Source organism: Streptomyces sp. NPDC001393 (genome assembly GCF_053597455.1).
The window spans coordinates 52,810-77,831 of the sequence record NZ_JBSFIH010000002.1 but is presented as its reverse complement, the minus strand read 5'-3'; the positions used below and the strand labels follow the sequence as shown (position 1 = coordinate 77,831).

The 25,022-nt window shown below is 71.8% G+C and carries 20 protein-coding genes; 12 read left to right on the top strand and 8 right to left on the bottom strand.

Annotated features, from left to right (window positions below):
* Positions 1 to 124: 124 nt before the first annotated feature.
* The 5 genes from ACWC2T_RS03320 to ACWC2T_RS03300 all read right to left on the bottom strand — a co-directional run bounded on the left by ACWC2T_RS03320 (position 125) and on the right by ACWC2T_RS03300 (position 8,057).
* Positions 125 to 1,045, bottom strand: a complete 921-nt coding sequence (locus ACWC2T_RS03320; RefSeq protein ID WP_450668771.1) for an alpha/beta fold hydrolase — start codon at positions 1,043 to 1,045, stop codon at positions 125 to 127.
* On the bottom strand, positions 1,042 to 1,530 hold the full coding sequence (locus ACWC2T_RS03315; RefSeq protein WP_450668770.1) for a phage holin family protein: 489 nt from the start codon (positions 1,528 to 1,530) through the stop codon (positions 1,042 to 1,044). The genes ACWC2T_RS03320 and ACWC2T_RS03315 overlap by 4 nt, the downstream gene beginning before the upstream one ends.
* A gap of 139 nt (positions 1,531 to 1,669) precedes the next feature.
* A complete protein-coding gene (nhaA, locus tag ACWC2T_RS03310) occupies positions 1,670 to 3,112 on the bottom strand; it encodes a Na+/H+ antiporter NhaA (RefSeq protein ID WP_450668769.1) in 1,443 nt (480 codons plus the stop codon).
* Positions 3,113 to 3,300: 188 nt separating this feature from the next.
* On the bottom strand, positions 3,301 to 5,256 hold the full coding sequence (gene acs / locus ACWC2T_RS03305) for an acetate--CoA ligase (protein WP_450668768.1): 1,956 nt from the start codon (positions 5,254 to 5,256) through the stop codon (positions 3,301 to 3,303).
* Positions 5,257 to 5,360: 104 nt separating this feature from the next.
* Complete coding sequence (locus ACWC2T_RS03300) at positions 5,361 to 8,057, bottom strand: SulP family inorganic anion transporter (RefSeq protein WP_450668767.1); 2,697 nt, start codon at positions 8,055 to 8,057, stop codon at positions 5,361 to 5,363.
* Positions 8,058 to 8,320: 263 nt separating this feature from the next.
* Here ACWC2T_RS03300 and ACWC2T_RS03295 point away from each other — a divergent pair, with 263 nt between their 5' ends.
* Positions 8,321 to 9,595, top strand: coding sequence for a hypothetical protein (locus tag ACWC2T_RS03295; RefSeq protein ID WP_450668766.1), 1,275 nt, complete (start codon positions 8,321 to 8,323; stop codon positions 9,593 to 9,595).
* A gap of 42 nt (positions 9,596 to 9,637) precedes the next feature.
* Here ACWC2T_RS03295 and ACWC2T_RS03290 read toward each other — a convergent pair whose 3' ends face one another.
* Positions 9,638 to 10,630, bottom strand: a complete 993-nt coding sequence (locus ACWC2T_RS03290; RefSeq protein ID WP_450668765.1) for an ATP-binding protein — start codon at positions 10,628 to 10,630, stop codon at positions 9,638 to 9,640.
* 101 nt (positions 10,631 to 10,731) lie between these two features.
* Here ACWC2T_RS03290 and ACWC2T_RS03285 point away from each other — a divergent pair, with 101 nt between their 5' ends.
* Positions 10,732 to 11,556 carry an oxidoreductase gene (locus tag ACWC2T_RS03285; protein ID WP_450668764.1) on the top strand — a complete coding sequence of 275 codons (825 nt, stop codon included), beginning with the start codon at positions 10,732 to 10,734 and terminating at the stop codon, positions 11,554 to 11,556.
* Positions 11,557 to 11,931: 375 nt separating this feature from the next.
* Here the strand turns inward: ACWC2T_RS03285 and ACWC2T_RS03280 are convergent, their stop codons facing one another.
* Positions 11,932 to 12,762 carry an HAD family hydrolase gene (locus tag ACWC2T_RS03280; protein WP_450668763.1) on the bottom strand — a complete coding sequence of 277 codons (831 nt, stop codon included), beginning with the start codon at positions 12,760 to 12,762 and terminating at the stop codon, positions 11,932 to 11,934.
* Positions 12,763 to 13,355: 593 nt separating this feature from the next.
* Between ACWC2T_RS03280 and ssd the strand changes: the two genes are divergently transcribed.
* From ssd to ACWC2T_RS03245, 7 genes are all read left to right on the top strand, one after another.
* Positions 13,356 to 14,462, top strand: a complete 1,107-nt coding sequence (gene ssd / locus ACWC2T_RS03275; protein WP_450668762.1) for a septum site-determining protein Ssd — start codon at positions 13,356 to 13,358, stop codon at positions 14,460 to 14,462.
* Positions 14,459 to 15,667: a TadA family conjugal transfer-associated ATPase gene (locus tag ACWC2T_RS03270; protein WP_450668761.1), complete on the top strand. Its 1,209-nt coding sequence runs from the start codon at positions 14,459 to 14,461 to the stop codon at positions 15,665 to 15,667. Before ssd ends, ACWC2T_RS03270 begins: the two co-directional genes overlap by 4 nt.
* 14 nt (positions 15,668 to 15,681) lie before the next feature.
* The gene (locus ACWC2T_RS03265) at positions 15,682 to 16,527 is read left to right on the top strand and encodes a type II secretion system F family protein (protein WP_450669058.1); all 846 of its coding nucleotides are present in this window, start codon (positions 15,682 to 15,684) and stop codon (positions 16,525 to 16,527) included.
* Entirely contained in the window at positions 16,524 to 17,303 is a 780-nt protein-coding gene (locus ACWC2T_RS03260; protein ID WP_450668760.1) for a type II secretion system F family protein, read from the top strand. The genes ACWC2T_RS03265 and ACWC2T_RS03260 overlap by 4 nt, the downstream gene beginning before the upstream one ends.
* Before the next feature lie 107 nt (positions 17,304 to 17,410).
* A complete protein-coding gene (locus tag ACWC2T_RS03255; RefSeq protein ID WP_450668759.1) occupies positions 17,411 to 17,617 on the top strand; it encodes a DUF4244 domain-containing protein in 207 nt (68 codons plus the stop codon).
* Between the two features lie 22 nt (positions 17,618 to 17,639).
* Positions 17,640 to 18,014, top strand: a complete 375-nt coding sequence (locus ACWC2T_RS03250; RefSeq protein WP_450668758.1) for a TadE family type IV pilus minor pilin — start codon at positions 17,640 to 17,642, stop codon at positions 18,012 to 18,014.
* 50 nt (positions 18,015 to 18,064) lie between these two features.
* Positions 18,065 to 18,604 carry an Rv3654c family TadE-like protein gene (locus ACWC2T_RS03245; RefSeq protein ID WP_450668757.1) on the top strand — a complete coding sequence of 180 codons (540 nt, stop codon included), beginning with the start codon at positions 18,065 to 18,067 and terminating at the stop codon, positions 18,602 to 18,604.
* 58 nt (positions 18,605 to 18,662) lie between these two features.
* On the opposite strand, the gene ACWC2T_RS03240 is transcribed toward ACWC2T_RS03245, so the two are convergent.
* A complete protein-coding gene (locus ACWC2T_RS03240; RefSeq protein WP_450668756.1) occupies positions 18,663 to 21,254 on the bottom strand; it encodes a DEAD/DEAH box helicase in 2,592 nt (863 codons plus the stop codon).
* Between the two features lie 83 nt (positions 21,255 to 21,337).
* Between ACWC2T_RS03240 and bldG the strand changes: the two genes are divergently transcribed.
* The 3 genes from bldG (at position 21,338) to ACWC2T_RS03225 (ending at position 24,990) form a co-directional block, all read left to right on the top strand.
* Positions 21,338 to 21,679: an anti-sigma factor antagonist BldG gene (gene bldG / locus ACWC2T_RS03235; protein WP_010986038.1), complete on the top strand. Its 342-nt coding sequence runs from the start codon at positions 21,338 to 21,340 to the stop codon at positions 21,677 to 21,679.
* 204 nt (positions 21,680 to 21,883) lie between these two features.
* Positions 21,884 to 22,315 (top strand): ATP-binding protein, encoded by a 432-nt coding sequence (locus ACWC2T_RS03230; RefSeq protein WP_450668755.1) that lies wholly within the window; start codon positions 21,884 to 21,886, stop codon positions 22,313 to 22,315.
* Positions 22,316 to 22,587: 272 nt separating this feature from the next.
* Positions 22,588 to 24,990 (top strand): sodium-translocating pyrophosphatase, encoded by a 2,403-nt coding sequence (locus tag ACWC2T_RS03225; RefSeq protein ID WP_450668754.1) that lies wholly within the window; start codon positions 22,588 to 22,590, stop codon positions 24,988 to 24,990.
* The last annotated feature ends 32 nt before the right edge of the window (positions 24,991 to 25,022 follow it).

The window sequence follows — 25,022 nt, the reverse complement described above, 5'->3', positions numbered from 1 at the left end:
GTTCGGGGGACAACTGTTCAGGAACCGGATACTCCACGCATCGAACCGTCACCGCACGGTCACCGGCGTCCATCACCGATACGAGTGAATGTCATCGGAGTGCGAGACCGGTGCGGGTGACGCCTCACCGGTCCGGCTCGGGGTCCTTGAGCCAGTTGACGAGCTCGGTGGAGAAGCCGGCCGGATCCTCCTCGTGTGGGAAGTGGCCGAGGCCGTCGAACAGGCGCCAGCGGTACGGCGCTTCGACGTACTCGCCCGAACCGGCCGCGCTGCGCGTGCGGGTCACCGGGTCCAGGGAGCCGTGCAGATGCAGCGTGGGCACCCGCACCGGCCGCTTCATCCTGCGGTTGAACTGGATGCCGTCCGGGCGGGCCAGCGAGCGCACCAGCCAGCGGTACGGCTCGATCGCGCAGTGCGCCGTCGACGGGATGCACATGGCCCGCTGGTAGGTCTTGACCGCCTCGTCCTCCGGTGACCGCGGCCCGGACCACTCCCGGATCAGCCGGCCCACCAGCGCCCCACCGTCCGCGGTGAGTTGACGCTCCGGAATCCACGGTCGCTGGAAGCCCCAGATGTAGGAGCTGGCGGCCGTCTGCCGGGCGTCCCGCAGCATCGCCGCGCGCCAGCGCCGCGGGTGCGGCATCGACACCACGGCGAGCCGCCGGACGAGCTTGGGCCGCATCGCCGCCGCCGTCCACGCCAGATAGCCGCCCAGATCGTGGCCGACCAGCGCCGCGTCCGGCTCGCCGAGCGAGCGGATCACGCCGGTGACGTCGAGCGCGAGGTTGGCCGGGTCGTACCCGCGGGGCGTACGGTCGCTGCCGCCGACGCCCCGCAGGTCCATCGCCACCGCCCGGTAGCCCGCGTCCGCGAGCGCGACCAGCTGGTGCCGCCAGGTCCACCAGAACTGCGGAAAGCCGTGCAGCAGCAGCACCAGGGGGCCGTCGCCGAGCTCGGCGATGTGGAAGCGCGCGCCGTTCGCGGCGACGTCCTTGTGGGTCCAGGGACCTTCGATCCGTACGACCGAGGGGGCGGGGTCCGTCATGACGACGAGCGTGCCACAGTCTCGATGGCCGCGGGGGCCCGGTCCTCGGGCAGTTCCGCGCGCGGATGCGGCTTGGCGTTCTGCAGCACGCCCGCCGTCTCCTTCACCGAGGCGGCCACCTTCTGCGGGCCCTGGCTCTTCTTGGCCTTCTTCGCGAAGACCACGCCGATCAGCGCGAGGAGACCGGCGAGGAGCACGTTCGCCGCGAAGGAGAGCACGAAGCAGATCGCCAGGTTCCAGCCGCTCCAGGTCCGGATGCCGTAGGCGAGGGCGAAGTTGAGCATCGGGAGCGAGAAGACGAGCAGCACCAGGGCCGCCGTGAACGCGCCGCCGCTGACCGCGCCGCGCTTGACGTCCTGCTTCAGCTGGGCCTTGGCCAGCGCGATCTCGTCGTGCACCAGCGCCGACAATTCGGTCGTCGCCGAGGCGAACAGCTGGCCGATGCTGCGTTCGGCGCCGACCGGGCTGCCGTCGGGTGCGCTCATCGCGTTCTCCCTTACGAGGTCTGTCGTGCCGCGGGCGTGCCGTGCCGTCGTACCGCTGTCGTACATCCGTCGTACTGCCGTCGTACGCGGCCGGCGGGCCCGCTCGTGTGGCCGTCTTGTTTTGTACCGTCTCGTCAGATCATGCCGGACGCCCGTCCTCCTCGCCTGCCCCGCCCGGCACTTCCTGAAGCCCGTGGCGCGCGGCGGAGGCCTTCTCGGCGGCGATCCGGCGGTGTTCGGCGGCCTTGCGCTCGTGGATCTCGGCCATGCGCAGGTGGTAGGCCGGGTCGTCCTGTTCGTAGACGTCCGGGATGCCGTCGAGGTCCTCGTCGCGCTCCTCTTCCTCGCACAGCCTGCGGTACTTGGCGTTGCGCATCTTCAGCAGCACCGTCGCGCACAGTGCCGCGAGGAGCGATCCGGTGAGGACGGCCGCCTTGACCTCGTCGGTGAGGACGGCGTCGCCGGCGAAGGCGAGTTCGCCGATGAGCAGGGAGACGGTGAAGCCGATGCCGGCGAGGGAGGCCACCGCGAAGACGTCGGCCCAGGCGAGATCCTCGCTGAGGGAGGCGCGGGTGAAGCGGACGGTGAGCCAGGTGCCGCCGAAGATGCCGATCGTCTTGCCGACGACCAGTCCGAGCACCACGCCGAGCGTCTCGGGCCTGGTGAACACGTCCCCGAGCGCCCCGCCGGAGACCTTCACCCCGGCGCTGAACAGCGCGAACATCGGCACGGCCAGCCCGGCGGACAGGGGCCGCACCAGGTGCTCGATGTGCTCGCCGGGGGAGTGCTGCTCGCCCTCACGGGTGGTGCAGCGCAGCATCAGGCCCATCGCCACACCGGCGATGGTGGCGTGCACGCCGCTGTTGTACATCAGCGCCCAGATCACCAGGGCCAGCGGCACGTACACGTACCAGCCGCGTACGCCCTTGCGTAGCAGCAGCCAGAACACCGCCAGTCCGGCGGCGGCCCCGCCGAGCGCGGCGAAGTTCAGCCGGTCGGTGAAGAAGATCGCGATGATCAGGATCGCGAAGAGGTCGTCGACCACCGCGAGGGTGAGCAGGAAGGCACGCAGGGAGCTGGGCAGGGAGGTGCCGATGACCGCGAGGACGGCGAGCGCGAAGGCGATGTCGGTGGCGGTGGGCACCGCCCAGCCCTGTGGCGAGCCGTGTCCCGTGAGGCTGGTGAGGGCGTAGACGAGCGCGGGTACGGCCATGCCGCACAGCGCGGCCACCACGGGCAGTACGGCCGCCCTGGGGTCGCGCAGGTCCCCGGCGACCAGCTCGCGCTTGAGCTCGATGCCGGCGACGAAGAAGAACACCGCGAGGAGGCCGTCGGCGGCCCAGTGGGCCACGGACAGGTTCAGGCCGAGCGTGCCGGGGCCGAGGTGGAAGTGGCTGACGGACTCGTAGCTGTGGTGGAGGGCGGGGATGTTCGCCCAGACCAGCGCCGCCACGGCGGCGAGGAGCAGCAGCACGCCGCCGACCGTCTCGGTCCGCAGCGCGTCCGCGACGAAGGTCCGCTCGGGCAGGGAGAGGCGTCCGAGCGCCTTACGGGGGGCTTTCTGGGGGCGGGGCGCGGCCACGGCGGGGACCTCCGGGTCGTACGGCGATGATCACGCCGTCGTGCGGGGTCGCCGACGGCGTCGCCGACCAGGCTTCCCGGCACACCCTGAGGCTGCCACTTTACCGGATTTTGACGCTGGATGTTAGTGAGGCGAACGAAGAGAGGGTGCCCGGTGCTGACACCGGGCGCCCCTTGCTGCCGTTCCGCCTAGTCCTCGCTGGGGGCGGCGGGCAGCTTCGCCTGGATGAGGTCCATGACCGTGCTGTCCGTCAGCGTGGTGACGTCACCGAGCTGGCGGTTCTCGGCCACGTCCCGCAGCAGACGGCGCATGATCTTGCCGGAGCGGGTCTTGGGCAGCTCGGCCACCGGCAGGATCCGCTTGGGCTTGGCGATCGGGCCGAGCGTGGCGCCCACGTGGTCGCGCAGCTCGCCGACGAGTGTCTCGGTCTCCGCGGCCGTACCGCGCAGGATGACGAACGCGACGATCGCCTGGCCGGTGGTCTCGTCGGTGGCACCGACGACGGCCGCCTCGGCGACCGACGGGTGGGAGACGAGCGCCGACTCCACCTCGGTGGTGGAGATGTTGTGCCCGGACACGAGCATCACGTCGTCCACCCGGCCCAGCAGCCAGATGTCGCCGTCGTCGTCCTTCTTCGCGCCGTCACCGGCGAAGTACTTGCCCTCGAAGCGGGACCAGTAGGTGTCGAGGAACCGCTGGTCGTCGCCCCAGATGGTGCGCAGCATCGACGGCCAGGGCTCGGTGAGGACCAGGTAGCCACCGCCGCCGTCGGGCACCTCGTTCGCCTCGTCGTCGACGACGGTCGCCGAGATGCCGGGCAGCGGGGTCTGCGCGGAGCCGGGCTTGGCCGTGGTGACACCGGGCAGCGGCGAGATCATCATCGCGCCGGTCTCCGTCTGCCACCAGGTGTCCACGACGGGCGTCCTGTCCGCGCCGATGTTCTTGCGGTACCAGATCCACGCCTCGGGGTTGATGGGCTCGCCCACCGAGCCGAGGACGCGCAGGGAGGACAGGTCGAACTTGGCGGGGATGTCGTCGCCCCACTTCATGAACGTCCGGATCGCGGTCGGCGCGGTGTAGAGGATCGTGACCTTGTACTTCTGCACGATCTCCCAGAACCGGCCCTGGTGCGGGGTGTCCGGCGTGCCCTCGTACATGACCTGCGTCGCGCCGTTGGCCAGCGGGCCGTAGACGATGTACGAGTGCCCGGTGACCCAGCCGACGTCGGCCGTGCACCAGTACACGTCCGTCTCCGGCTTGAGGTCGAAGACGGCCCAGTGGGTGTACGCCGTCTGGGTGAGGTAGCCGCCGGAGGTGTGCAGGATGCCCTTCGGCTTCCCCGTCGTGCCGGAGGTGTAGAGGATGAACAGCGGGTGCTCCGCCTCGAACGCCTGGGGGGTGTGCTCGGCGGACTGCCGCTCGACGAGCTCGTGCCACCACGCGTCGCGGCCCTCGGTCCACGCCACGTCCTGGCCGGTACGGCGCACCACCAGCACATGCTCGACGTTGTCGACCTTGGAGATCGCCTCGTCCACGGCGGGCTTGAGCGCGGACGGCTTGCCGCGCCGGTACCCGCCGTCGGCGGTGATGACCACCTTGGCGTCCGCGTCCTGGATGCGCGTCGCGAGCGCGTCCGCCGAGAAGCCGCCGAAGACCACCGAGTGCGCGGCGCCGATCCGGGCCGAGGCCAGCATCGCGATCGCCGTCTCGGGGATCATCGGCATGTAGATGGCGACCCGGTCGCCCTTGCCGACACCCAGCTCCAGCAGCGCGTTGGCCGCCTTGGAGACCTCGTCCTTCAGCTCGGCGTAGGTGATCGAGCGGCTGTCGCCCGGCTCGCCCTCGAAGTGGATGGCGACCCGGTCCCCGTGCCCTGCCTCCACATGCCGGTCCACGCAGTTGTAGGCGACGTTCAGCTCGCCGTCCTTGAACCACTTGGCGAACGGCGGGTTCGACCAGTCCAGCGTCTCGGTCGGTTCCTTGGCCCAGGTCAGCCGGCGGGCCTGCTCGGCCCAGAAGCCGAGCCTGTCAGCCTTGGCCTGTGCATACGCCTCCGCCGTGACGTTGGCGTGCTCGGCCAGGTCGGCGGGGGGCGCGAACCTGCGTTCTTCCTTGAGCAGGTTGGCCAGGCTCTCGTTGCTCACGACATCTCCCTCTCGCAGGGTGTCCGTTGTGTCCCAGGCCACAGCTCATCAGACGCGGGGGTCCGATGACAAGGGTGGTTGGGAAAATTGGTTTAGACCTGTTCTCAAGTCCTTCTCCGGGGCCGTGCCGTGTGCTTCTCCGCCGGACTGTGTGCCTCCCGTTCAGGTACCCCGTCCGTGCCACTACCCCGGACGTGCTCGAAGACGCCGTCTCCCTCCCTCTCGTTCCCCGCCAGCAAGTACGCCTGCGCCTCGCCCACGTGGAAGTACATCCCGTACAGCTCCAGCTCGCCCCTGGCCAGCGCCCGGGCCACCGGGTCGTGCGCCCGCAGGTGCTCCAGCTGCTGGCCCACGTTGATCAGGCACAGCTGCTCCACCGCGTCCGCCGGGGGCCGCCCGGCGAGCCGGGGCCAGTTATGGTGGTCCCCGGCCAGCCGCGCCAGACTCGGCAGGCCGTGCCGCAGCCACCGGCACAGCGGGGTGTCCCCGTCCGCGTCGGTCGCGGTCAGCAGCGCCTGCATCGCCCCGCATCCCGAGTGCCCGCACACGGTGATGGAGCGCACGCCGAGCACCTCCACGGCGTACTCGACGGCCGCCGCCACCGACTCGTCGCCGCGCTCCTCGCCCGGCATCGGCACCAGGTTGCCGATGTTGCGGACGACGAACAGGTCGCCGGGGCCACTGGCGGTGATCATCGACGTGACGAGCCGCGAGTCGGCACAGGTCAGGAAGAGCTGCGTGGGCCGCTGGCCCTCCCGGGCGAGCCGCGCCAGCTCCTCGCGCACCAGCGGCGCGGTGTGGCGCTGGAACGACCCGATCCCGCGGACCAGTTCGTGCCCCGCGTCCCGTCCCGCCGGCGCGCCGACGACCTCCGGGAAGCAGGCCCGGTGATCGCGCCAGGGCGTCCAGGGCCGGCACCGGCACCCGGTGGACAGGGTCGGCCGGGTGGGCGGGGCCGGCCCGGTGGAGGGGTGTTGCCCAGCCGTCGGGGTCGGACCGGTGGCCAGGATGGACTCGGTGCGCAGACTCGGCCCGGTGGGTGGGTCTGCGCCGGTGGGCAGACTCGGCCCAGTGGGCAGGTCTGGCCCGGTGGGTAGGGGTGATTCGGTGGGTGGAGGCGGCTCGGTGAGCAAGGCCGACTCGGTGAGCAAGGCCGACTCGGTGGGCAGGGTCGACTCGGTGGGCAGGTCCGGCCTGGTGGGCAGGTCTGGCCCGGTGGGTATGGGTGATCCGGCGGGCGGAGGTGACGCGGTGGGCGTCGCCTGCTCCGCGGTCCGGATTCCGGCGCGTCGGCCCGACAGTTCGGCCGTGCCGCCGCGCGCGGTGTGCGAGCTGCGCCAGTCCTGCAGTGACTCGTACGCCGCGTGGTCGATGAAGGATCCGTCCAACTCCACGACAGCGTGGGCGCCTTGGGGTACGAGATGCAGGGACCGGCTGAGCCGGGGCACCGCGAGGAACGTCAACTGGCCTCGGATTCTTACGTGATGGACTCCCTCCTTCTCCTCGTGGGTGATGCGGGTGCGGGCGAGGCGGTGCAGGGCGACGGCGACCGCCACGGCGACCCCCAGGAGCACGCCCTGCAGGACGCCGAGGAACACCACACCTAGTGTGGCCGCGGCGTAGACCGGCACTTCGCGGTGGCGCGTCACCGTGCGGATGTGGTGCAGGGACACCATCTGGATACCGACGGCCATGACCAGGACGGCGAGGGAGGCGAGCGGGATCTCCTCCAGGGCCGGGACCATCAGCAGCGCGGCGACTACTACGAGAACGCCGTGCAGCATCGTGGAGTTCCGGCTCACGGCACCCGAGTTCACATTCGCCGAACTGCGCACGGCCACCCCGGCGACGGGCAGTCCGCCGAGCGCCCCGGAGACCACGTTGGCGGCGCCCTGGCCCAGCAGCTCCCGGTCCAGGTCGGAGCGGCCGACGCGGGGGGACGGACCGGACCGTACCGCAACCAGCCTGTCCACGGCCACCGCGCCGAGCAGCGACTGCACGCTGCACACCAGGGTGATGGTGAGCACGGCGGCGGCGAGGCCGAGCGTCGGACCCTCGGGCAGTCCGGCCATGGCATGGCTGCGCCAGGACGGCAGGTCGACCCGGGGCAGAGCCAGGCCGGTGAGGGCCGCCGTGGCGGTGGCCGCGACGACGGCGACGAGAGCGGCCGGCATCCGCCGGAGCGCGCGGCCGGTGCGACCGGGCAGGCGGGGCCAGGCCAGCAGCAGGGCGAGTGTCAGCGCGCTCATCGAGACGGCGGCCGGACGCAGATGGGCCAACTGGGCGGGCAGTGCACGCAGGTTGGCGAGGACGGAGCTCTCGGGGCTGCCGCCGAGGACGATGTGCAGTTGGGCGACGGCGATGGTGATGCCGATCCCGGCGAGCATGCCGTGCACCACGGCCGGGCTGACCGCGAGCGCGCCGCGCGCCACCCGCAGGCAGCCGAGGCCGAGTTGGGCGAGTCCGGCGAGGACGGTGATGCCGCAGGTCGCCCGCCAGCCGTAGTGGTGGATCAGGTCGGCGGTGACCACGGTGAGTCCGGCGGCCGGGCCGCTGACCTGGAGCGGGCAGCCGCCGAGCCGGCCGGCGACGAGTCCGCCCACGGCGGCGGCGACGAGGCCGGCCTGGAGCGGAGCACCGGTGGCCAGGGCGATGCCGAGGGACAGGGGCAGGGCGATCAGGAAGACCGCGACGGACGCGGACAGGTCGGCGCCCGCCACGGGGGAGCGGGCCCGGCGGCCCGGCGCCGAGCCGTGCGGCGGGTGCGGGTGCTGGGTGTGCGGGGGTGCGCAGGCTGACATGGTCCCGTCTCCTCGGGGCGGCGGGATGGAGCAACGCTTGGCAAAGGAACCGTAATGCCGCGTAAAGGTCATGCATAACGTTTCGTGGCAAATGGTTCAGTCGATCCCCCGTATGGGTGAACTAATCATTTGATCGGCTTGTCGTACTAATTCCTTCTCGGTTCCGTGCGACCTTGGCGGCGCTGTCGGTTCAAGCCCGGCGCACCACCAGAAAACGGACCTCGTCAGCGTTTGCCAGAGAGAAGGAAGAAGGTGGGCGGAACATGGCCGCCACCCAGAGGATCGCCGTCGGCGCCATGGTCGCCGCGGCCTGTGCCTCGTCGCTCGCCGGTTGCGCGACCGGCTCCCACAATTCTCACGGTTCGAAGCAGGCTGCGCCCGGCCCGCAGAAGGGGGCTCCGGCGCCGGGCAGCGTGTTCCGGCTGATCGGTGACGGATCCACCGCGTACACCGGCTCGCAGCCGCATCTGCCCAGGCCCGAGCGGCTGAAGCCCGGTCAGAAGCCCCCGCAGTTCGTGGTGTTCTCCTGGGACGGGGCGGGCGAGGACAGCCAGAAGCTGTTCTCGCACTTCCGCAAGGTCGCCAAGGAGAACCACGCGACCATGACCTACTTTCTCAGCGGCGTGTACATGCTGCCGAAGGACAAGCGCGAGCTGTACAAGCCGCCCCAGCACGAGCCGGGCAGCTCCGACATCGGTTTCAACGACGAGAAGGGCATCGCCGACACCGTCAAACAGGCACGGCTGGCCTGGCTGGAAGGCAATGAGATCGGCACGCACTTCAACGGCCACTTCTGCGGGCCCGACGGCGGCGTCGGCACCTGGTCCGTGGACGAGTGGAAGAGCGAGATCGCCCAGGCCAAGCAGTTCGTGAAGACCTGGAAGACCAACAGCGGCATGAAGAAGTCGGCCCCGCTGCCCTTTGACTACGACAAGGAGCTGATCGGCGCCCGCACTCCCTGCCTGGAGGGCCAGAAGAACTTCATGAAGGCGGCCCGCGAGTTGGGCTTCCGCTATGACTCCAGCGGGGTCGACAACCAGGTCTGGCCCAAGAAGAAGCAGGGCCTGTGGGACCTGTCGATGCAGTTGGTGCCCTTCCCCGGCCACACCTATGAGCAGCTGACCATGGACTACAACTTCATGGTCAACCAGTCCGGCACCAAGACCCAGGGCGACCCGGACAAGTTCGACTACTGGGGCGACCAGATGCGCGACGGCCTGATCAAGGGCTTCTACCGGGCCTACGACGGCAACCGCGCCCCGCTGATCATCGGCAACCACTTCGAGTCCTGGAACGGCGGCACCTACATGCGCGCGGTCGAGGACACGGTGAGGGAGGTGTGCAACAAGCCCGACGTGCGCTGTGTCTCCTTCCATCAGCTGGTCGACTGGCTGGACGCCCAGGACCCGAAGACCCTGGAGAAGCTGCGCACCCTTCAGGTGGGCGAGGCACCCCGGCAGGGCTGGGCGTCCTTCCTCTCCGGCCGCCCGGCCCCGGCGCCCAAGGGCGTGCCCGGGGCCCCGGCGGTCAAGCAGTAGGCGTCACGCGCAGGCCGTCGGTGCCGCCCGAAGCCGTAGGTGTCACACGGCGGTTGGGGTCTCCGCGCCGAGGCTTTCGCCGAGCATGAAGGCCGGGTCGACCTGCGCCGCCAGGTCGGCCCCGGTGCGCTCGTTGCCCCACGCCTCCGCGTTCTTCAGGTGGAAGTGCACCATCTGGCGGGTGTAGCGCTCCCAGTCCCGCAGCTCGTAGGTGGCGTCCGCGGCGGCCCGCAGGGTGTGCAGGGCGCGGGCGCTGGCCTCTTCCAGCAGATCGAACCGGGGCGGTCGGCCCTTCTCCATGGCACGCACCCAGTCCGAGCGCCCGACGGTCACCAGCAGGTCGTCGCCGACCTCCGAGCGCAGGAAGTCGATGTCGTCCTGCTCCTGGATCTTGTTGCCGACGACCTTCAGGGCGACGCCGAAGTCGCGGGCGTACTCCTTGTACTGGCGATAGACGGAGACCCCCTTCCGGGTCGGCTCGGCGACGAGGAACGTCATGTCGAAGCGGGTGAACATGCCGGAGGCGAAGGAGTCCGAACCCGCGGTCATGTCGACCACCACGTACTCGTCGGGGCCGTCGACGAGGTGGTTCAGGAACAGCTCCACCGCTCCCGTCTTGGAGTGGTAGCAGGCGACCCCCAGGTCGGCGTCCGTGAAGGGGCCGGTGACCATCAAACGGACAGCGCCGCCATCGAGTTCCACCGGCCGCGCACAGGCGTCGTAGACCGGATTCGGCTCCCGCACCCGGACCAGCCGTGAGCCCTCGCCGGGCGGGGTCGTTTTGATCATCGTGGCGGCGGAGGCGATGCGCGGGTTGCTGCCGCGCAGGTAGTCCTTGATCAGCGGTAGCTGTTCCCCCATGGCGGGGAGCGCGGCGGCCTCCGCCTCGTCGAGTCCGAGCGCGGGCCCGAGGTGCTGGTTGATGTCCGCGTCGATGGCGACCACCGGGGCACCGGCGGCCACGAGATGGCGGACGAAGAGGGAGGAGAGGGTGGTCTTGCCACTCCCGCCCTTCCCGACGAAAGCAATTTTCATGTTCACCAACGGTAGTCGGTTGATAGCTGTGTGTGTCACGCCGGAGTGAAGAAGACCACTCCTTCGAGGGGTCGGCCCAGGGGGTGCGTAGGGTCGTACTCATGAGTACGACAGGCGCGAACGCCGACCCGCTCGCGGCCCTGGGCTCGCTGCCCGGCGTCGCCGACTCCGTGGAATCCGTGCGCAAGGCCGTGGACCGGGTCTACGGACACCGGATCATGCGGCGCCGCAGCACCGAGATCACCTCCGAGGCGGCCCTGCGCGGCGCCCGCGGCTCCGCGGCACTGTCCGGGGCCGACTGGGCCCTGGAGGAGGTGCGGCGGCGCACCGACTTCGGCGGCGACGCCGAGGCGCGTGTCATGGGCGCGGCCCTGAGGTTGTCGGCCGAGGCAGGGCAGCTGCTGTCCATCTGGCGGCAGTCGCCCCTCAGGGTGCTGGCCCGGCTGCACCTGGTGGCCGCGGCGAGCAACGGCGACGAGGTCGGCAGGCCACGCCAGGCCGGCGAGACGGTGGACGAGCCGTTGATCGAGCTGCCGCTGCCGGACGCGGCGGAGGTCTCCGGCCGGCTGGAGGGGCTCGCGGACCTGATCATCGCCGGGACGTCCGCATCCGCGCTGGTCACGGCCGCCGTCGTGCACGGCGAGCTGCTCGCGCTACGGCCCTTCGTGTCCTACAACGGTCTCGTCGCGCGCGCGGCCGAGCGGATCGTGCTGATCGGCAGCGGCCTGGACCCGAAGTCGATCTGTCCGGCCGAGGTCGGTCACGCCGAGCTGGGCCGGGCCTCCTATCTGGCGGCGCTGGAGGGATACGTCTCCGGCACCCCCGAGGGCGTGGCGGCCTGGATCGCGCACTGCGGCAGGGCGATCGAACTGGGCGCGCGGGAGTCGACGGCGGTGTGCGAGGCGCTGCAGCGCGGCGCGGCTTGAGAAGGCGTCCCGGGGGCTGCCCCGGACATGAATGCGGCGGTACGAGTCTTCGTACCGCCGCTGGCATGTCCACCGGGTTACCAAGCGTCCTCGATATCTGCCCATCAGGTCGGGGACTTTGCCCGTCACCTGGTGCGGCTGGCCCGTAATCGACGGGTCGACGTCGCGTGGGTGCCCGTTGTCCATGCGTGGTCCGTGGGGCCAACTGCGTAGTGGTAGGGGATCCTCTCGGATGTCCTTTGGTCTCGCGGGCCTAAGGTCTTTGTACCGCGAGGCCGGAGGAAGCGAAACCCCTGCCTCCGGTTCTTTACTTTTAGGTTCAAACGAGGTCGAAACGGGCGCCGATCGCACGGTGTTCCGGCGTCGATGGGGGCCTCAGGCGGTGCTGCGGCGCCGGCTGGCGTACCAGACGAGGCCGGCGGTCGCGGCCGCCGCTCCCACGGCCGCCGCCGCGACCAGTGCGGGACGGGGCGGGACGGGGAACGTGGGCAGTCTCTTCTTCAGCGGCACCGGCCGGCGGAACTCCAGGACGGGCCATCCGCGCGCGAGGGCCTCGCGGCGCAGGGCGCGGTCCGGGTTCACCGCGTGCGGGTGCCCGACCGCCTGGAGCATGGGAAGATCCGTCGCCGAGTCGCTGTAGGCGAAGCAACGCTCAAGGTCGTAGCCCTCGGACGCGGCCAGCTCCCGGATCGCCTCCGCCTTGGTCGGGCCGTAGGCGTAGTACTCCACCTCCCCGGTGAAGCAGCCGTCCTCGCCGACCACCATGCGCGTGGCCACCACCCGGTCCGCGCCGAGCAGTTCACCGACGGGCTCGACCACCTCGGCGCCCGAGGTCGACACGATCACCACGTCCCGGCCGGCCCTGTGATGCTCCTCGATGAGGGAGGCGGCCTCGTCGTAGATGATCGGATCGATCAGATCGTGCAGCGTCTCGGCCACGATCTCCCGCACCTGCTGCACGTTCCAGCCGCGGCACAGAGTGGACAGGTACTCGCGCATGCGCTCCATCTGGTCGTGATCCAGGCCGCCGACGAGGAAGACGAACTGGGCATATGCGGTGCGCAGCGCGGCCCTGCGGTTGATCAGCCCGCCTTGGTAGAAGGACTTGCTGAAGGTGAGCGTGCTCGACTTCGCAATGACCGTCTTGTCCAGATCAAAGAAGGCTGCTGCGCGGGGCAAGGAGTGGTTTTCCACGCCCCAGAGCATAGGCGCCCACCATTCGGCGTAAGGTGGGGCGCGTGGGTTTGCCTGAGAGGGCTCTCGGGTACACCATGGAAGTCACGGATCGTTCGCGACCGTGCTAACCCGGTCCGACTCCTCCCCCCCCCGAGTCGGCCGTGGGGACGACCCCCGCTCTCCCCCCCGGCGGGGGTCGTCGCATGTCCGGACGGGTTTTCTCCCTCCTTCCCTTTTTGCACGCGACCGCGAGGCAGGCGCGCCGCCGCCGCGGCCGCCGCTTCGGCGTGCCCACGATCCGTTACTCACGGTAATCATCGCGCTGCTCTGTGGAAGTCGCACAGGGGTCGGTACGGGGGTCACTGGTATGGGTGACGGTGATATTCACAGTCCGGAAGTTGTCCACAGTTTTCGACCAAGATCCACATGATTTCGCGGATCGCTGCACCGTGATTCCAGCGCGCTCGGCCGCGGCGAGTTCATGGCCGGTTCCGATTGCCGCAGCGCCTATGGCCGGTTTCTGTCGGCCGTTCATATGGGGGGCCGCTTGACGGTTCTTCACACCTTTGGGAATCGCGTGGCCGCAGGGGCTGCGCGGCCCACGCAGCGAAGGGGGTACACCCGTGACCGCAGCCGTCACCCACGACCCGCCGCCCGGCTCCCCGGACCGGCCGGGCAGGCCGCTCATCGTCACCGAGGACGCCGAACTCCTGGACGACCTGCTGCGCCTGTGCGCGGCCGCCGGCGCCACACCCGAGGTCCACCACGGCGTCCCCGAACACGGCGACGGCTGGGAGGCGGCCCCGCTGGTGCTGGTCGGCGACGACGCCGCCCGCCGGGTCGGCGGCGCCACGCGCCGGCGCGGAGTGGTGCTGGTCGGCCGTGACCAGGACGACCCGGGGGTGTGGCAACGCGCAGTCGAGATCGGCGCCGACCACGTCCTTATGCTCCCCGACGGCGAGCAGTGGCTGGTCGACCGCATCGCCGACGTCGCCGAGGGAGTCGGCCGCCCGGCCCTCACCGTCGGGGTGATCGGCGGCCGGGGCGGGGCCGGCGCCTCCACGCTCGCGTGCGCGCTCGCCGTCACCTCCGCGCGCGAGGGACTGCGTACCCTCCTCGTGGACGCCGATCCGCTCGGCGGCGGACTCGACGTACTCCTCGGCGGCGAGAGCGCCGACGGACTGCGCTGGCCCGCCTTCGCCGCCTCGCGTGGCCGGGTCGGCGGCGGCGCCCTGGAGGAGTCGCTGCCCGAACTGCACTCCCTGCGGGTGCTCAGCTGGGACCGCGGGGACTGCGTCGCCGTCCCGCCGCAGGCGGTGCGCGCGGTGCTCGCCGCGGCCCGCCGACGCGGCGGCACGGTCGTGGTGGACCTGCCCCGCCGTCTCGACGACGGGGTCGCCGAAGTCCTCGCCCAGCTCGACCTGGCGCTGCTCGTCGTCCCCGCCGAACTGCGCGCGGTTGCCGCCGCCGGGCGGGTCGCCTCCGCCGTCGGCATGGTCGTGCGCGACCTGCGCGTGGCGGTACGCGGGCCGTACGCACCCGGCCTGGACGACCAGGAGGTGGCCCGGTTGCTCGGCCTGCCGCTGGCCGGCGAGGTGCCGGTCGACCCGCCGCTGCTGCGCTCGCCGGGTGGCGCGAAACCGCCCGGCGCCACCGGTCGCGGCCCGCTCGCCCGTTTCTGCGTGACGTTCTGGGAGCGCGCGCTGGTCGAGGCCGGAGGCACCCGATGACCCTCCCCGGACTCGACCGCGCGGACGGCGCCGCGCTGCTCGACGGCGTCCGGCGCCGGCTGGCCGAGAGCGGCGCCGAACCCACCCCCGCGCGCGTGGCCCAGGCCCTGCGCGAACAGGGCCGGGTGCTCGGCGATGCCGAAGTCCTCGGCGCCGCCCGGCAGCTCAGGTCCGAACTCGTCGGCACCGGGCCCCTGGAGCCGCTCCTCGCCGACCCGGACGTCACCGACGTCCTGGTGTCCGCCCCCGACCGGGTGTGGGTGGACCGCGGCGGCGGCCTGGAGCTGACCCCCGTGACCTTCCCCGACGCGGCGGCCGTACGACGCCTCGCGCAGCGGCTGGCCGCCGTGGCCGGACGCCGGCTGGACGACGCCCGGCCGTGGGCGGACGCCCGGCTTCCCGACGGCACCCGGCTGCACGCCGTGCTGCCCCCGGTCGCCGTCGGCTGCACCTGCCTGGCCCTCAGGGTCGTACGGCCCCGGGCGTTCACGCTGGAGGAACTGGTCGAGGCCGGCACGGTGCCGCCCGGCGGCGACCGGATCCTGCGGGCTCTGCTCGCTGCCCGGCTGTCCTTCCTCGTCAGCGGCGGCACCGGAAGCGGCAAGACGACCCTGCTGAGCGCCCTGCTGGGGCTGGTCGGGGCGGGTGAGCGGATCGTGCTCGCCGAGGACTCGGCCGAACTGCGCCCGGACCACCCGCACGTCGTCCGGCTGGAAACCCGGCCTGCCAACCAGGAAGGCGCGGGCCTGGTCACCCTCGAGGACCTCGTCCGGCAGGCGCTGCGGATGCGGCCCGACCGGCTGGTCGTCGGAGAGGTGCGCGGACCCGAGGTCGTGCATCTGCTCGCCGCCCTCAACACGGGCCATGAGGGCGGCTCGTGCACGATCCACGCCAACGCCGCCGCAGACGTCCCGGCCCGCCTGGAGGCGCTGGCCACCGCCGCCGGACTGGACCGGGCCGCGCTGCACAGCCAGCTCGCCGCCGCGCTCTCCGTGGTCCTGCACCTCGTACGGGACCGGTCCGGGCGGCGCCGGATCGCCGAGGTGCACGTGTTGGAACGGGACGCCACGGGGCTGGTCCGGACGGTACCGGCCCTGCGCCGGGGCGAGAGGGCCTTCGTACGGGAGCGCGGCTGGGAGCGGCTGGAGCGGCTCCTGGACACCGGAGCGGACTGGGAACCGAGGGAAAGGGGTTGCGGGAAGTGATCGGTGAGACGTCCATGGGCGCGGCGCTGATCTGTCTCGGCGCGCTGGTCTGGCTGCTGAGCGAGCGGCACTACGGGATGCGGCGGGCGCGGCTGCTGCTGGCGGGCGGTGGAGTGGTGGCGACGGGGCCGCACTCCTGGGACCAGGCACTCGCCGAACTTCGTCGGCTCCGTGGCCGGTTGGGGGCCGAGTGGTGGGCACTCGGGGCCGGCCTGCTCCTCGGACTGCTGGGGACCTCGGTGATCCCGGTCGTCGCGGGGGCGGCCGGGGTGCCGGTGCTGCGACGCGTGCGGCAGGCCGGGCAGGCCCGGCGGGCCCGGGAGCGGCGGGCGGACGCGGTGATCGCCCTGTGCGGGGCTCTCGCCGGGGAGGTGCGCGCGGGACGACAGCCGGGCGAGGCGCTGCTGCGGGCGGCGCGGGACTCCGGCGGGCTCGGCGAGGCTCAGGCCGCCGTGGTCGCGGCGGCGCGGTTCGGTGGCGACGTGCCGGGGGCGCTGACCGTGGCGGCCCGGCAGCCGGGCGCCGAGGGCCTGCTCGGGCTGGCCGCGTGCTGGCGGGTGGCCGTGGACCAGGGGGCCGGGCTCGCGGCGGGCCTGGACCGGCTGGACGCGGCCCTGCGCGCCGAGCGGGACCAGCGCGCCGACCTGCGCGCCCAGTTGGCGGGCGCCCGGGCGACCACCGTGCTGCTCGCCGTGCTCCCCGCCCTCGGCCTGCTCCTCGGCGCGGCCATGGGCGCGGCCCCGCTCCACGTTCTGCTCCACACGGGCGCAGGGCTCGGCTGCCTGGCGATCGGATCCGCCTTCGAAGCGGCCGGGATGTGGTGGGCCGTGCGGATCGTGCGGGGAGCGGGGGCGGTGTGAGCGGGGAAGTTGTCCACAGTCTGGGGACGGCCGGAGGCGTTGTGCTGGTCCTCGGCTGGGCTGTTCGGCGGTTGGACCTGGCCCGGAGGCGACGTCGGGCACGGCGACGGGTGGCCGAGCTGCTCGGTCCGGAAGTTCCGGTGTCCAGGCGGCGGTTCGCGTCGGCGGGCGCGGTACGGCGGTGGCTGCCGTTGGCCGGCGCGGTGTGCGGCGCCTGGATCCTGGTCGGTGGGGCGACCGGGGTCGTGCTGGGGCTGGGGGCCGGGGCCGTGCTGCGGTGGTGGCGGGGCCGGGAGTTGGCCGCGAGCCGGGCGGAACCGGTCGACGCGGCCGCCGCCACACGCCAACTCCCGCTGGCCGCCGACCTGCTGGCCGCCTGCGTCGCGGCCGGCGCCGGACCGGTGATCGCCGCACAGGCGGTCGGGGAGGCGCTCGACGGGCCGGTCGGACAGGCGCTGGCGCGGGGTGCGGCCGAGGTGCGCCTCGGCGGTGAACCAACGGACGCCTGGCGGCGGTTGGCCGGGCTGCCCGGCGCCGCACCGCTGGCGCGGCTGCTGGAGCGGGCCGACGAGTCCGGGCTTCCGGCCGCCGGCCCGGCCGCCCGCCTCGCCGCCGACGCACGCGCGCAGTGGGCCCGTGCCGCGACAGCCCGGGCGCGGCGCGCGGCCGTACTGATCTCCGCACCCGTGGGCCTGTGCTTTCTGCCCGCCTTCATCGCGGTCGGTGTGCTGCCCGTGGTGATCGGACTCGCGGGCGGCGTGATGGGAGGCAGGTGAGGCGTACGAGGCCGAACGAGAGCGAACGAGAGCGAACGGGCCCAGGCGATCGACGAGCTGAGCAGTCGCGGAGAAACACAAAAACCATGAATCCCACGGGGGTTGGAATGCACAGGAAGATCAAGGAAGCGGCGGCGTTGGTACGGCTGCGGAGGATGAGCGCCAGGGACGCCGGAATGGTGACGTCCGAGTACGCGATGGGGATCATCGCGGCCGTCGGGTTCGCCCTGCTGCTCTACGAGGTCGTCACCAGCGGCCAGGTCCGGGCGGAGCTGCAGGACATCGTGAAGAAGGCCCTCAGTGCGCGGATGTGAGCGAGGGGCGGACCGTGGATTCGTGACCGCGGAGGCGGCCGTGGTGCTGTGCGTGCTGGTGGCGTTCACGATGGCGCTGGTCTGGGGGCTGCTGGTGGTGGCCGCACAGATCCGGTGCGTGGACGCCGCCCGCATCGGCGCCCGGGCCGCCGCCCGTGAGGACCCGGTCGACGCTGTGGTGACGGTGACCCGGGAGGCCGCGCCGCGCGGCGCCCGGGTGACGGTCGGGCGCGAGGGCGACCAGGTCCGGGTGACGGTGGTGGCCAGACCGCCGGTGCTGAGCGGACTGCCGTTCGAGGTGCGGGAACAGGCCGTCGCGCCTTCCGAGGAGACCACACCGGCCGGGGAGACCGCGGCGACCGGGGAGACCGCTGCGACCGGGGAGGCGGAGCCGTGAGGCGAGGCGGGGCGAGGCGCTGGTGGCGCTCGGTCCGGGGGTCTGGTGCTGTGCGGCGTCGGTGGCGCTCGGATCCGGGGTCTGGTGCCGTGTGGCGTCGGCGGCGGTCCGACCGGGGATCCGCCACCGTGTGGAGCCTGGGGGCGATGGCCGTGCTGTGCGCGGTGTTCGGCACCGTGCTCGCACTGGGGCAGGCCGTCGTCGTCCGGCACCGGGCGGCCGGCGGCGCGGACCTGGCGGCGCTCGCGGCGGCGGCCCACTGGGAAGAGGGCGGCGCGGCGGCCTGCGCGCGGGCCGAGCGGGTGGCGGCGGCGCAGGGCGTACGGCTGGTGCGGTGCGTGATCGTCGGCGAGACCTCGGACGTGACGGCAGCCTCGGGAAGGGGGCTGTTCGCGGCGGAGGCCAGGGCCAGAGCGGGGCCGGCGGGACCGGTCGCGAATGGATCCGTGCCGGGCGCATCCGTGCCGGGGGCGTCGGCGCCGGATGCCCCCGCGCCGGGAGGACGCGTGGGAGGCCGCCCCTGTGCCGCGCGGACCAGTTCGGGATGCCCCCGTGCCGGGGGGACCATCCCCGGAGCCTCAGCGCCGTAGCCCCTGCGCCGACCCCATGCCGCAAGCCCCCGTGCCGGAAGCGCCGTGCCGCGCACGATCAAGCGCGCGGTGCCTGGTCCGGGGCCGGGTCTTCGGTCGGCCGTTGCACCGGGGCCGGGTCCTCGGCCGGCCATTCCACCGGGGTCGGCTCCTCCAGCGGCTCGTCCCCCGGCTCCTGCCCTGGCTTCTCCTCCGGCTTTACCTCCGGCGCCCCGCGCAGCAGCACTGTGAGGAGCCGTACCGCGCCCCTCTTGTGGAGCGGGTCGTTGCCGTTGCCGCACTTGGGGGACTGGATGCAGGACGGGCAGCCGGCGTCGCACTCGCAGGAGGCGATGGCCTCGCGGGTGGCGGCGAGCCAGGTGCGGGCGGTGTGGAAGGCACGCTCGGCGAAGCCCGCGCCGCCGGGGTGGCCGTCGTACACGAAGACCGTCGGCAGCAGGGTGTCCGGGTGCAGCGGGACCGAGACGCCCCCGATGTCCCAGCGGTCGCAGGTCGCGAAGAGCGGGAGCAGGCCGATGGAGGCGTGTTCGGCGGCGTGCAGGGAGCCGCCGAGGATCTCCGGGGTGATCCGGGCCTCGTCGAGCTGGTCGTCGGTGACCGTCCACCACACCGCGCGGGTGCGCAGCGTACGAGGAGGGAGGTCGAGCTTGGTCTCACCGAGCACTTCACCGGTGATGAGGCGTCTGCGGAGGTAGGAGACGACCTGGTTGGTGACCTCGACCGAGCCGTAGCAGAGGCGGCCGGCGCCCCAGGGGATCTCGGTGTCGGTCTCCAGGATGGCGATGGAGGTGGTGTCGCGGGCGACCGTGGAGTACGGCGGGTCGGCCTGCTCGACCAGGGCGACCGAGTCCTCCAGGTCCAGGTGACGGACCAGGTAGGTACGGCCCTGATGGAGGTGGACCGCGCCCTCGTGGACCGTGGAGTGCGCGGCACCCGCGTCGACCGTGCCGAGCAGGCGCCCGGTGCCGGACTCGACGACCTGCACCGGACGCCCGCCCGCGCCGCGGATGTCGGTCAGGTCGGCGGCCCGCTCGCGGCGCGTCCAGTGCCAGGCCTTCGTCCGCCGGCGGAGCAGCTTCGCGGCCTCCAGCTGCGGCAGCACGTCCGGGCAGGCGGGGCCGAAGAGGTCCAGGTCCTCCTCGGTCAGCGGGAGTTCCGCGGCGGCGGCGCACAGGTGCGGGGCGAGGACGTAGGGGTTGTCGGGGTCCAGGACGGTGGATTCGACCGGTTGGTTGAACAGGGCCTCGGGGTGGTGGACCAGGAAGGTGTCCAGCGGGTCGTCGCGGGCGACGAGGACCGCGAGGGCGCCCTGGCCGGATCGGCCCGCGCGGCCCGCCTGCTGCCACAGGGAGGCGCGCGTGCCCGGATATCCGGCGATCACCACCGCGTCCAGGCCGGAGACGTCCACGCCCAGCTCCAGGGCCGTCGTGGCGGCGAGGCCGAGGAGTTCGCCGGAGTGCAGGGCGCGTTCCAGGGCGCGGCGCTCCTCGGGGAGGTAGCCGCCGCGGTAGGCCGCGACACGCCGGACCAGGCCGCGGTCGACCTCGGCCAGCTTCTCCTGGGCGATCACCGAGATCAGCTCGGCGCCGCGCCGGGACCGTACGAAGGCGACCGAGCGCACGCCCTGCACGGTCAGGTCGGTCAGCAGGTCAGCGGTCTCGGCGGTGGCCGTCCGCCGTACGGGGGCACCCCGCTCGCCGTGCAGCTCGGTGAGCGGGGGCTCCCACAGGGCGAAGACCAGCTCCCCGCGCGGGGAGGCGTCGTCGGCGACCTCGGTCACCGGCAGGCCGGTCAGCCGGCGGGCGGCGACGGCCGGCTCGGCGGCGGTCGCCGAGGCCAGCAGGAAGACGGGCGAGGCGCCGTAGCGGGCGCACAGGCGGCGCAACCGGCGCAGTACCTGGGCGACGTGCGAGCCGAAGACGCCACGGTAGGTGTGGCACTCGTCGATGACGACGTACTTGAGGGACTTCAGGAAGGAGGACCAGCGGGGGTGGGAGGGGAGTATCCCGCGGTGCAGCATGTCGGGGTTGGTGAGGACGTAGTTGGCGTACTGGCGGATCCACTCCCGTTCCTCGAACGGGGTGTCGCCGTCGTACACGGCAGGGCGCACCGAGGTGCCGAGCGGTTGTGAAAGTTCCTTCACCGACCGGCACTGATCCGCCGCGAGCGCCTTGGTGGGCGCGAGGTAGAGGGCGGTGGCCCCTCGGCCGTTCGGAGCCTCGGCGCCGTCCATAAGGGTGGACAGTACGGGCACCAGATACGCGAGGGACTTGCCGGAGGCGGTGCCGGTGGCGACGACCACCGAATCGCCGTCCAGGGCGTGCTCGGCGGCCAGCGCCTGGTGTGCCCAGGGGTGTTCGATGCCGCACGCCTGGACGGCCGCGATCACCTCGGAGCGGATTCGGTCAGGCCAGACGGCATGGCGGCCCGCGCGCGGGGGCAAGTGCTCCGTATGAGTGATGCGCGCAGACCGGCTCGGCCCGGAGGCGAGCCGGTCCAGGACCGCGCCCGGAGACGGGCGGGATGCCGGGTTCGCCGGGGATCGATCGGATCGGTGATTCTTGGCCATCGGCACCGAGTGTGTCACTGGCGTGACGGACAATGGAGCCAAGGCGTCGTGCACGCCTGCCGGTAAGTGATTGAATGCCATCGCGGCTGGCGATGCGTCCCGGGGGCCGCAAGCCGAGGTGTCCTTTTGGGGCGACCGCTCGATAGCAAGGTGCTGGAGGATCCGTGGACCTGTCCCTGTCGACCCGTACCGTCGGCGATCGTACGGTCGTCGAGGTCGGTGGCGAAATCGATGTATACACCGCGCCCAAGCTGCGCGAGCAGCTGGTCGAGCTGGTGAACGACGGGAATTTCCACCTCGTCGTCGACATGGAGGGCGTGGATTTCCTCGACTCCACCGGGCTCGGCGTGCTGGTCGGCGGCCTGAAGCGGGTGCGTGCCCACGAGGGCTCGCTGCGCCTGGTGTGCAACCAGGAGCGCATTCTCAAGATCTTCCGTATCACCGGCCTCACCAAGGTGTTCCCGATCCACACCTCGGTCGAGGAAGCGGTGGCGGCCACCGACTGACTCCGGACCGGTCACCGGCGCCGGGCTCTCCTCTGAGCCCGGACGCCGGCCGGTCGGGTCCGGCCTGCCGTGTTCCGGGCCGGTGGGTCGACCGGTTCTTTCCCCAGGCCCGGAAGTGGCCCGGGGCACAGAAGCACAGCAGGGGGTGCGGGCGCTCGGCGGCCCCGCCCCCGACCGCACGCCCGTTAGTCGCGAGGGGGATGCATGGCCACCGTCGAACTCCGCTTCAGCGCGCTGCCCGAGCACGTCCGGACCGCCCGACTGGTGGCGGCCGCGGTGGCACGCAGGGCCGGAGTGGACGAGGCCGTCCTCGACGAGGTCCGGCTCGCCGTCGGCGAGGCCTGCTCCCGTGCCGTCGGACTGCACCAGAGCAGCGGCATCAGCGCGCCCGTGAAGGTGGCGCTGATCGAAGAGGAGAAACAGTTCTCCATCGAGGTCGGCGACGAGGCGCCGCACGCCGTCCCGGGCGACACGCCCGGCGCCGCGCAGGACGGCGAGGCGGAGGTCGAGGAGGACGAGATGGGCCTCGCGGTCATCAGCGGCCTCGTCGACGACGTCCAGGTCACCACAGGGCACGACGGCGGCCTGATCCGCATGACCTGGCCGACCACACCGCCGGCCACGGCGCTGGTCTGAGCGTCGCCCCACCCCACGTCACGAGGGCCCTGCCGAGCAGGGCCCTTGGTGTTTTTCCAGCACAAACGTGCGCTCACCCGAATTCGTGAAGAAATTCACGATCATTAAAAATGCCCTGGGGGCGTTACTCCATTCGGGTGGTCGGGTGGGATCTCGATCATTTGCTGATGGGTCGGTGGAGGCGAATTCCGTTTACCGCGCCCTGTTTAGATCACACTGAGGTACCTAGAATCCCCACATCTTGAGCTCAGCCCAAGCGTCAAGGAGGACGAATGGCGGGGCTTTCTACCCCTCAATCGGGTCATCCCACATCCCTTGCAGCCGCAGTCCTGACCGGCGACAACCGGATCATCGTGGCCGTCATCGCGGCAGTCGCCCTCGCCGCACTGGTGGTCGCGGGGATCCTGGTGCGCCAGGTGCTGGCCGCGGGCGAGGGCACCGACAGCATGAAGCGGATCGCCGAGGCGGTCCAGGAAGGCGCGAAGGCGTATCTCGCCCGGCAGTTGCGCACGCTCGGCGTATTCGCCGTCGTCGTCTTCTTCCTGCTCATGCTGCTGCCCGCGGACGACTGGAATCAGCGTGCCGGACGATCGGTGTTCTTCCTGATCGGAGCGGCGTTCTCGGCGGCCACCGGCTATATCGGCATGTGGCTTGCCGTGCGCAGCAATGTGCGGGTCGCCGCGGCGGCCCGGGAAGCCACCCCCGGACCGGGCGAACCGCAAAAGGATCTCACCACCGTCTCGCACACCGCGATGAAGATCGCATTTCGCACGGGCGGCGTCGTCGGCATGTTCACGGTGGGGCTCGGCCTGCTGGGCGCCTCCTGCGTGGTGCTGGTGTACGCGGCCGACGCTCCGAAGGTGCTGGAGGGCTTCGGCCTCGGCGCCGCCCTGATCGCCATGTTCATGCGTGTGGGCGGCGGCATCTTCACCAAGGCCGCCGACGTCGGCGCCGACCTGGTCGGCAAGGTCGAGCAGGGCATTCCGGAGGACGATCCGCGCAATGCCGCGACCATCGCCGACAACGTGGGCGACAACGTCGGCGACTGCGCGGGCATGGCGGCCGACCTCTTCGAGTCGTACGCCGTGACCCTGGTGGCCGCCCTGATCCTCGGCAAGGTCGCCTTCGGCAACTCGGGACTCGCCTTCCCGCTGCTCGTGCCCGCGATCGGCGTCATCACCGCGATGATCGGCATCTTCGCGGTCGCCCCGCGGCGCGCCGACCGCAGCGGCATGACGGCGATCAACCGCGGTTTCTTCATCTCCGCGGTGATCTCCCTCGTGCTGGTCGGCGTCGCGGTCTTCGTCTACCTGCCCTCGAAGTACTCCGCTCTGCACGGCGTGACGGACGCGGCGATCAGGGGCAAGGACGGCGACCCGCGGATCCTCGCCCTGGTCGCGGTGGCGATCGGCATCCTGCTGGCCGCCGTCATCCAGCAGCTGACCGGCTACTTCACCGAGACCAACCGCCGCCCGGTCAGGGACATCGGCAAGACCTCCCTCACCGGACCGGCCACCGTCGTCCTGTCCGGCATCTCGGTCGGCCTGGAGTCCGCCGTCTACACCGCGCTGCTCATCGGGCTCGGCGTGTACGGCGCGTTCCTGCTCGGCGGTACGTCGATCATGCTCGCGCTGTTCGCGGTCGCGCTGGCCGGCACCGGCCTGTTGACCACGGTCGGCGTGATCGTCGCCATGGACACCTTCGGGCCGGTCTCCGACAACGCGCAGGGCATCGCCGAGATGTCCGGCGACGTCGAGGGCGCGGGCGCACAGGTGCTCACCAACCTGGACGCGGTCGGCAACACCACCAAGGCCATCACCAAGGGCATCGCCATCGCCACCGCCGTCCTCGCCGCGTCGGCGCTGTTCGGGTCGTACCGCGACGCGATCACCACCAACGTGCAGGAGGTCGGGGCGAAACTCACCGGGCCGGGCGCGCCGTTGAGCCTGTCCCTGGACATCTCCCAGCCCAGCAACCTCGTCGGCCTCATCGCGGGCGCGGCGGTCGTCTTCCTCTTCTCCGGACTGGCCATCAACGCCGTGTCGCGTTCGGCGGGTTCGGTGGTGTTCGAGGTGCGGCGGCAGTTCCGCGAGAAGCCCGGGATCATGGACTTCACCGAGAAACCCGAGTATGGCAAGGTCGTCGACATCTGCACCAAGGACGCCCTGCGGGAGCTGGCCACGCCGGGTCTGCTCGCCGTCATGGCGCCGATCTTCGTCGGGTTCACGCTCGGCGTCGGCTCGCTCGGCTCCTACCTGGCCGGTGCGATCGGTGCGGGCACGCTTATGGCGGTGTTCCTCGCCAACTCCGGCGGCGCCTGGGACAACGCCAAGAAGCTGGTGGAGGACGGCCACCACGGCGGCAAGGGCAGCGAGGCCCATGCGGCCACGGTGATCGGCGACACCGTCGGCGACCCCTTCAAGGACACCGCCGGACCGGCGATCAACCCGCTGCTGAAGGTCATGAACCTGGTCTCGCTGCTCATCGCGCCCGCGGTGATCAAGTTCTCCTACGGCAGCGACAAGAACCTGGGCGTGCGGATCGGCGTCGCGATCCTCGCGCTTGTGGTGATCGTCGTCGCCGTGTACGTCTCCAAGCGGCGCGGTATCGCCGTCGGCGACGAGGAGAGCACCGAGCGGGTCGCCAACTCGGCCAACACGGCGGTGGTTTCGTAGCGGCACTTTCGGTCTGTTCGAGAGGCCCTGCT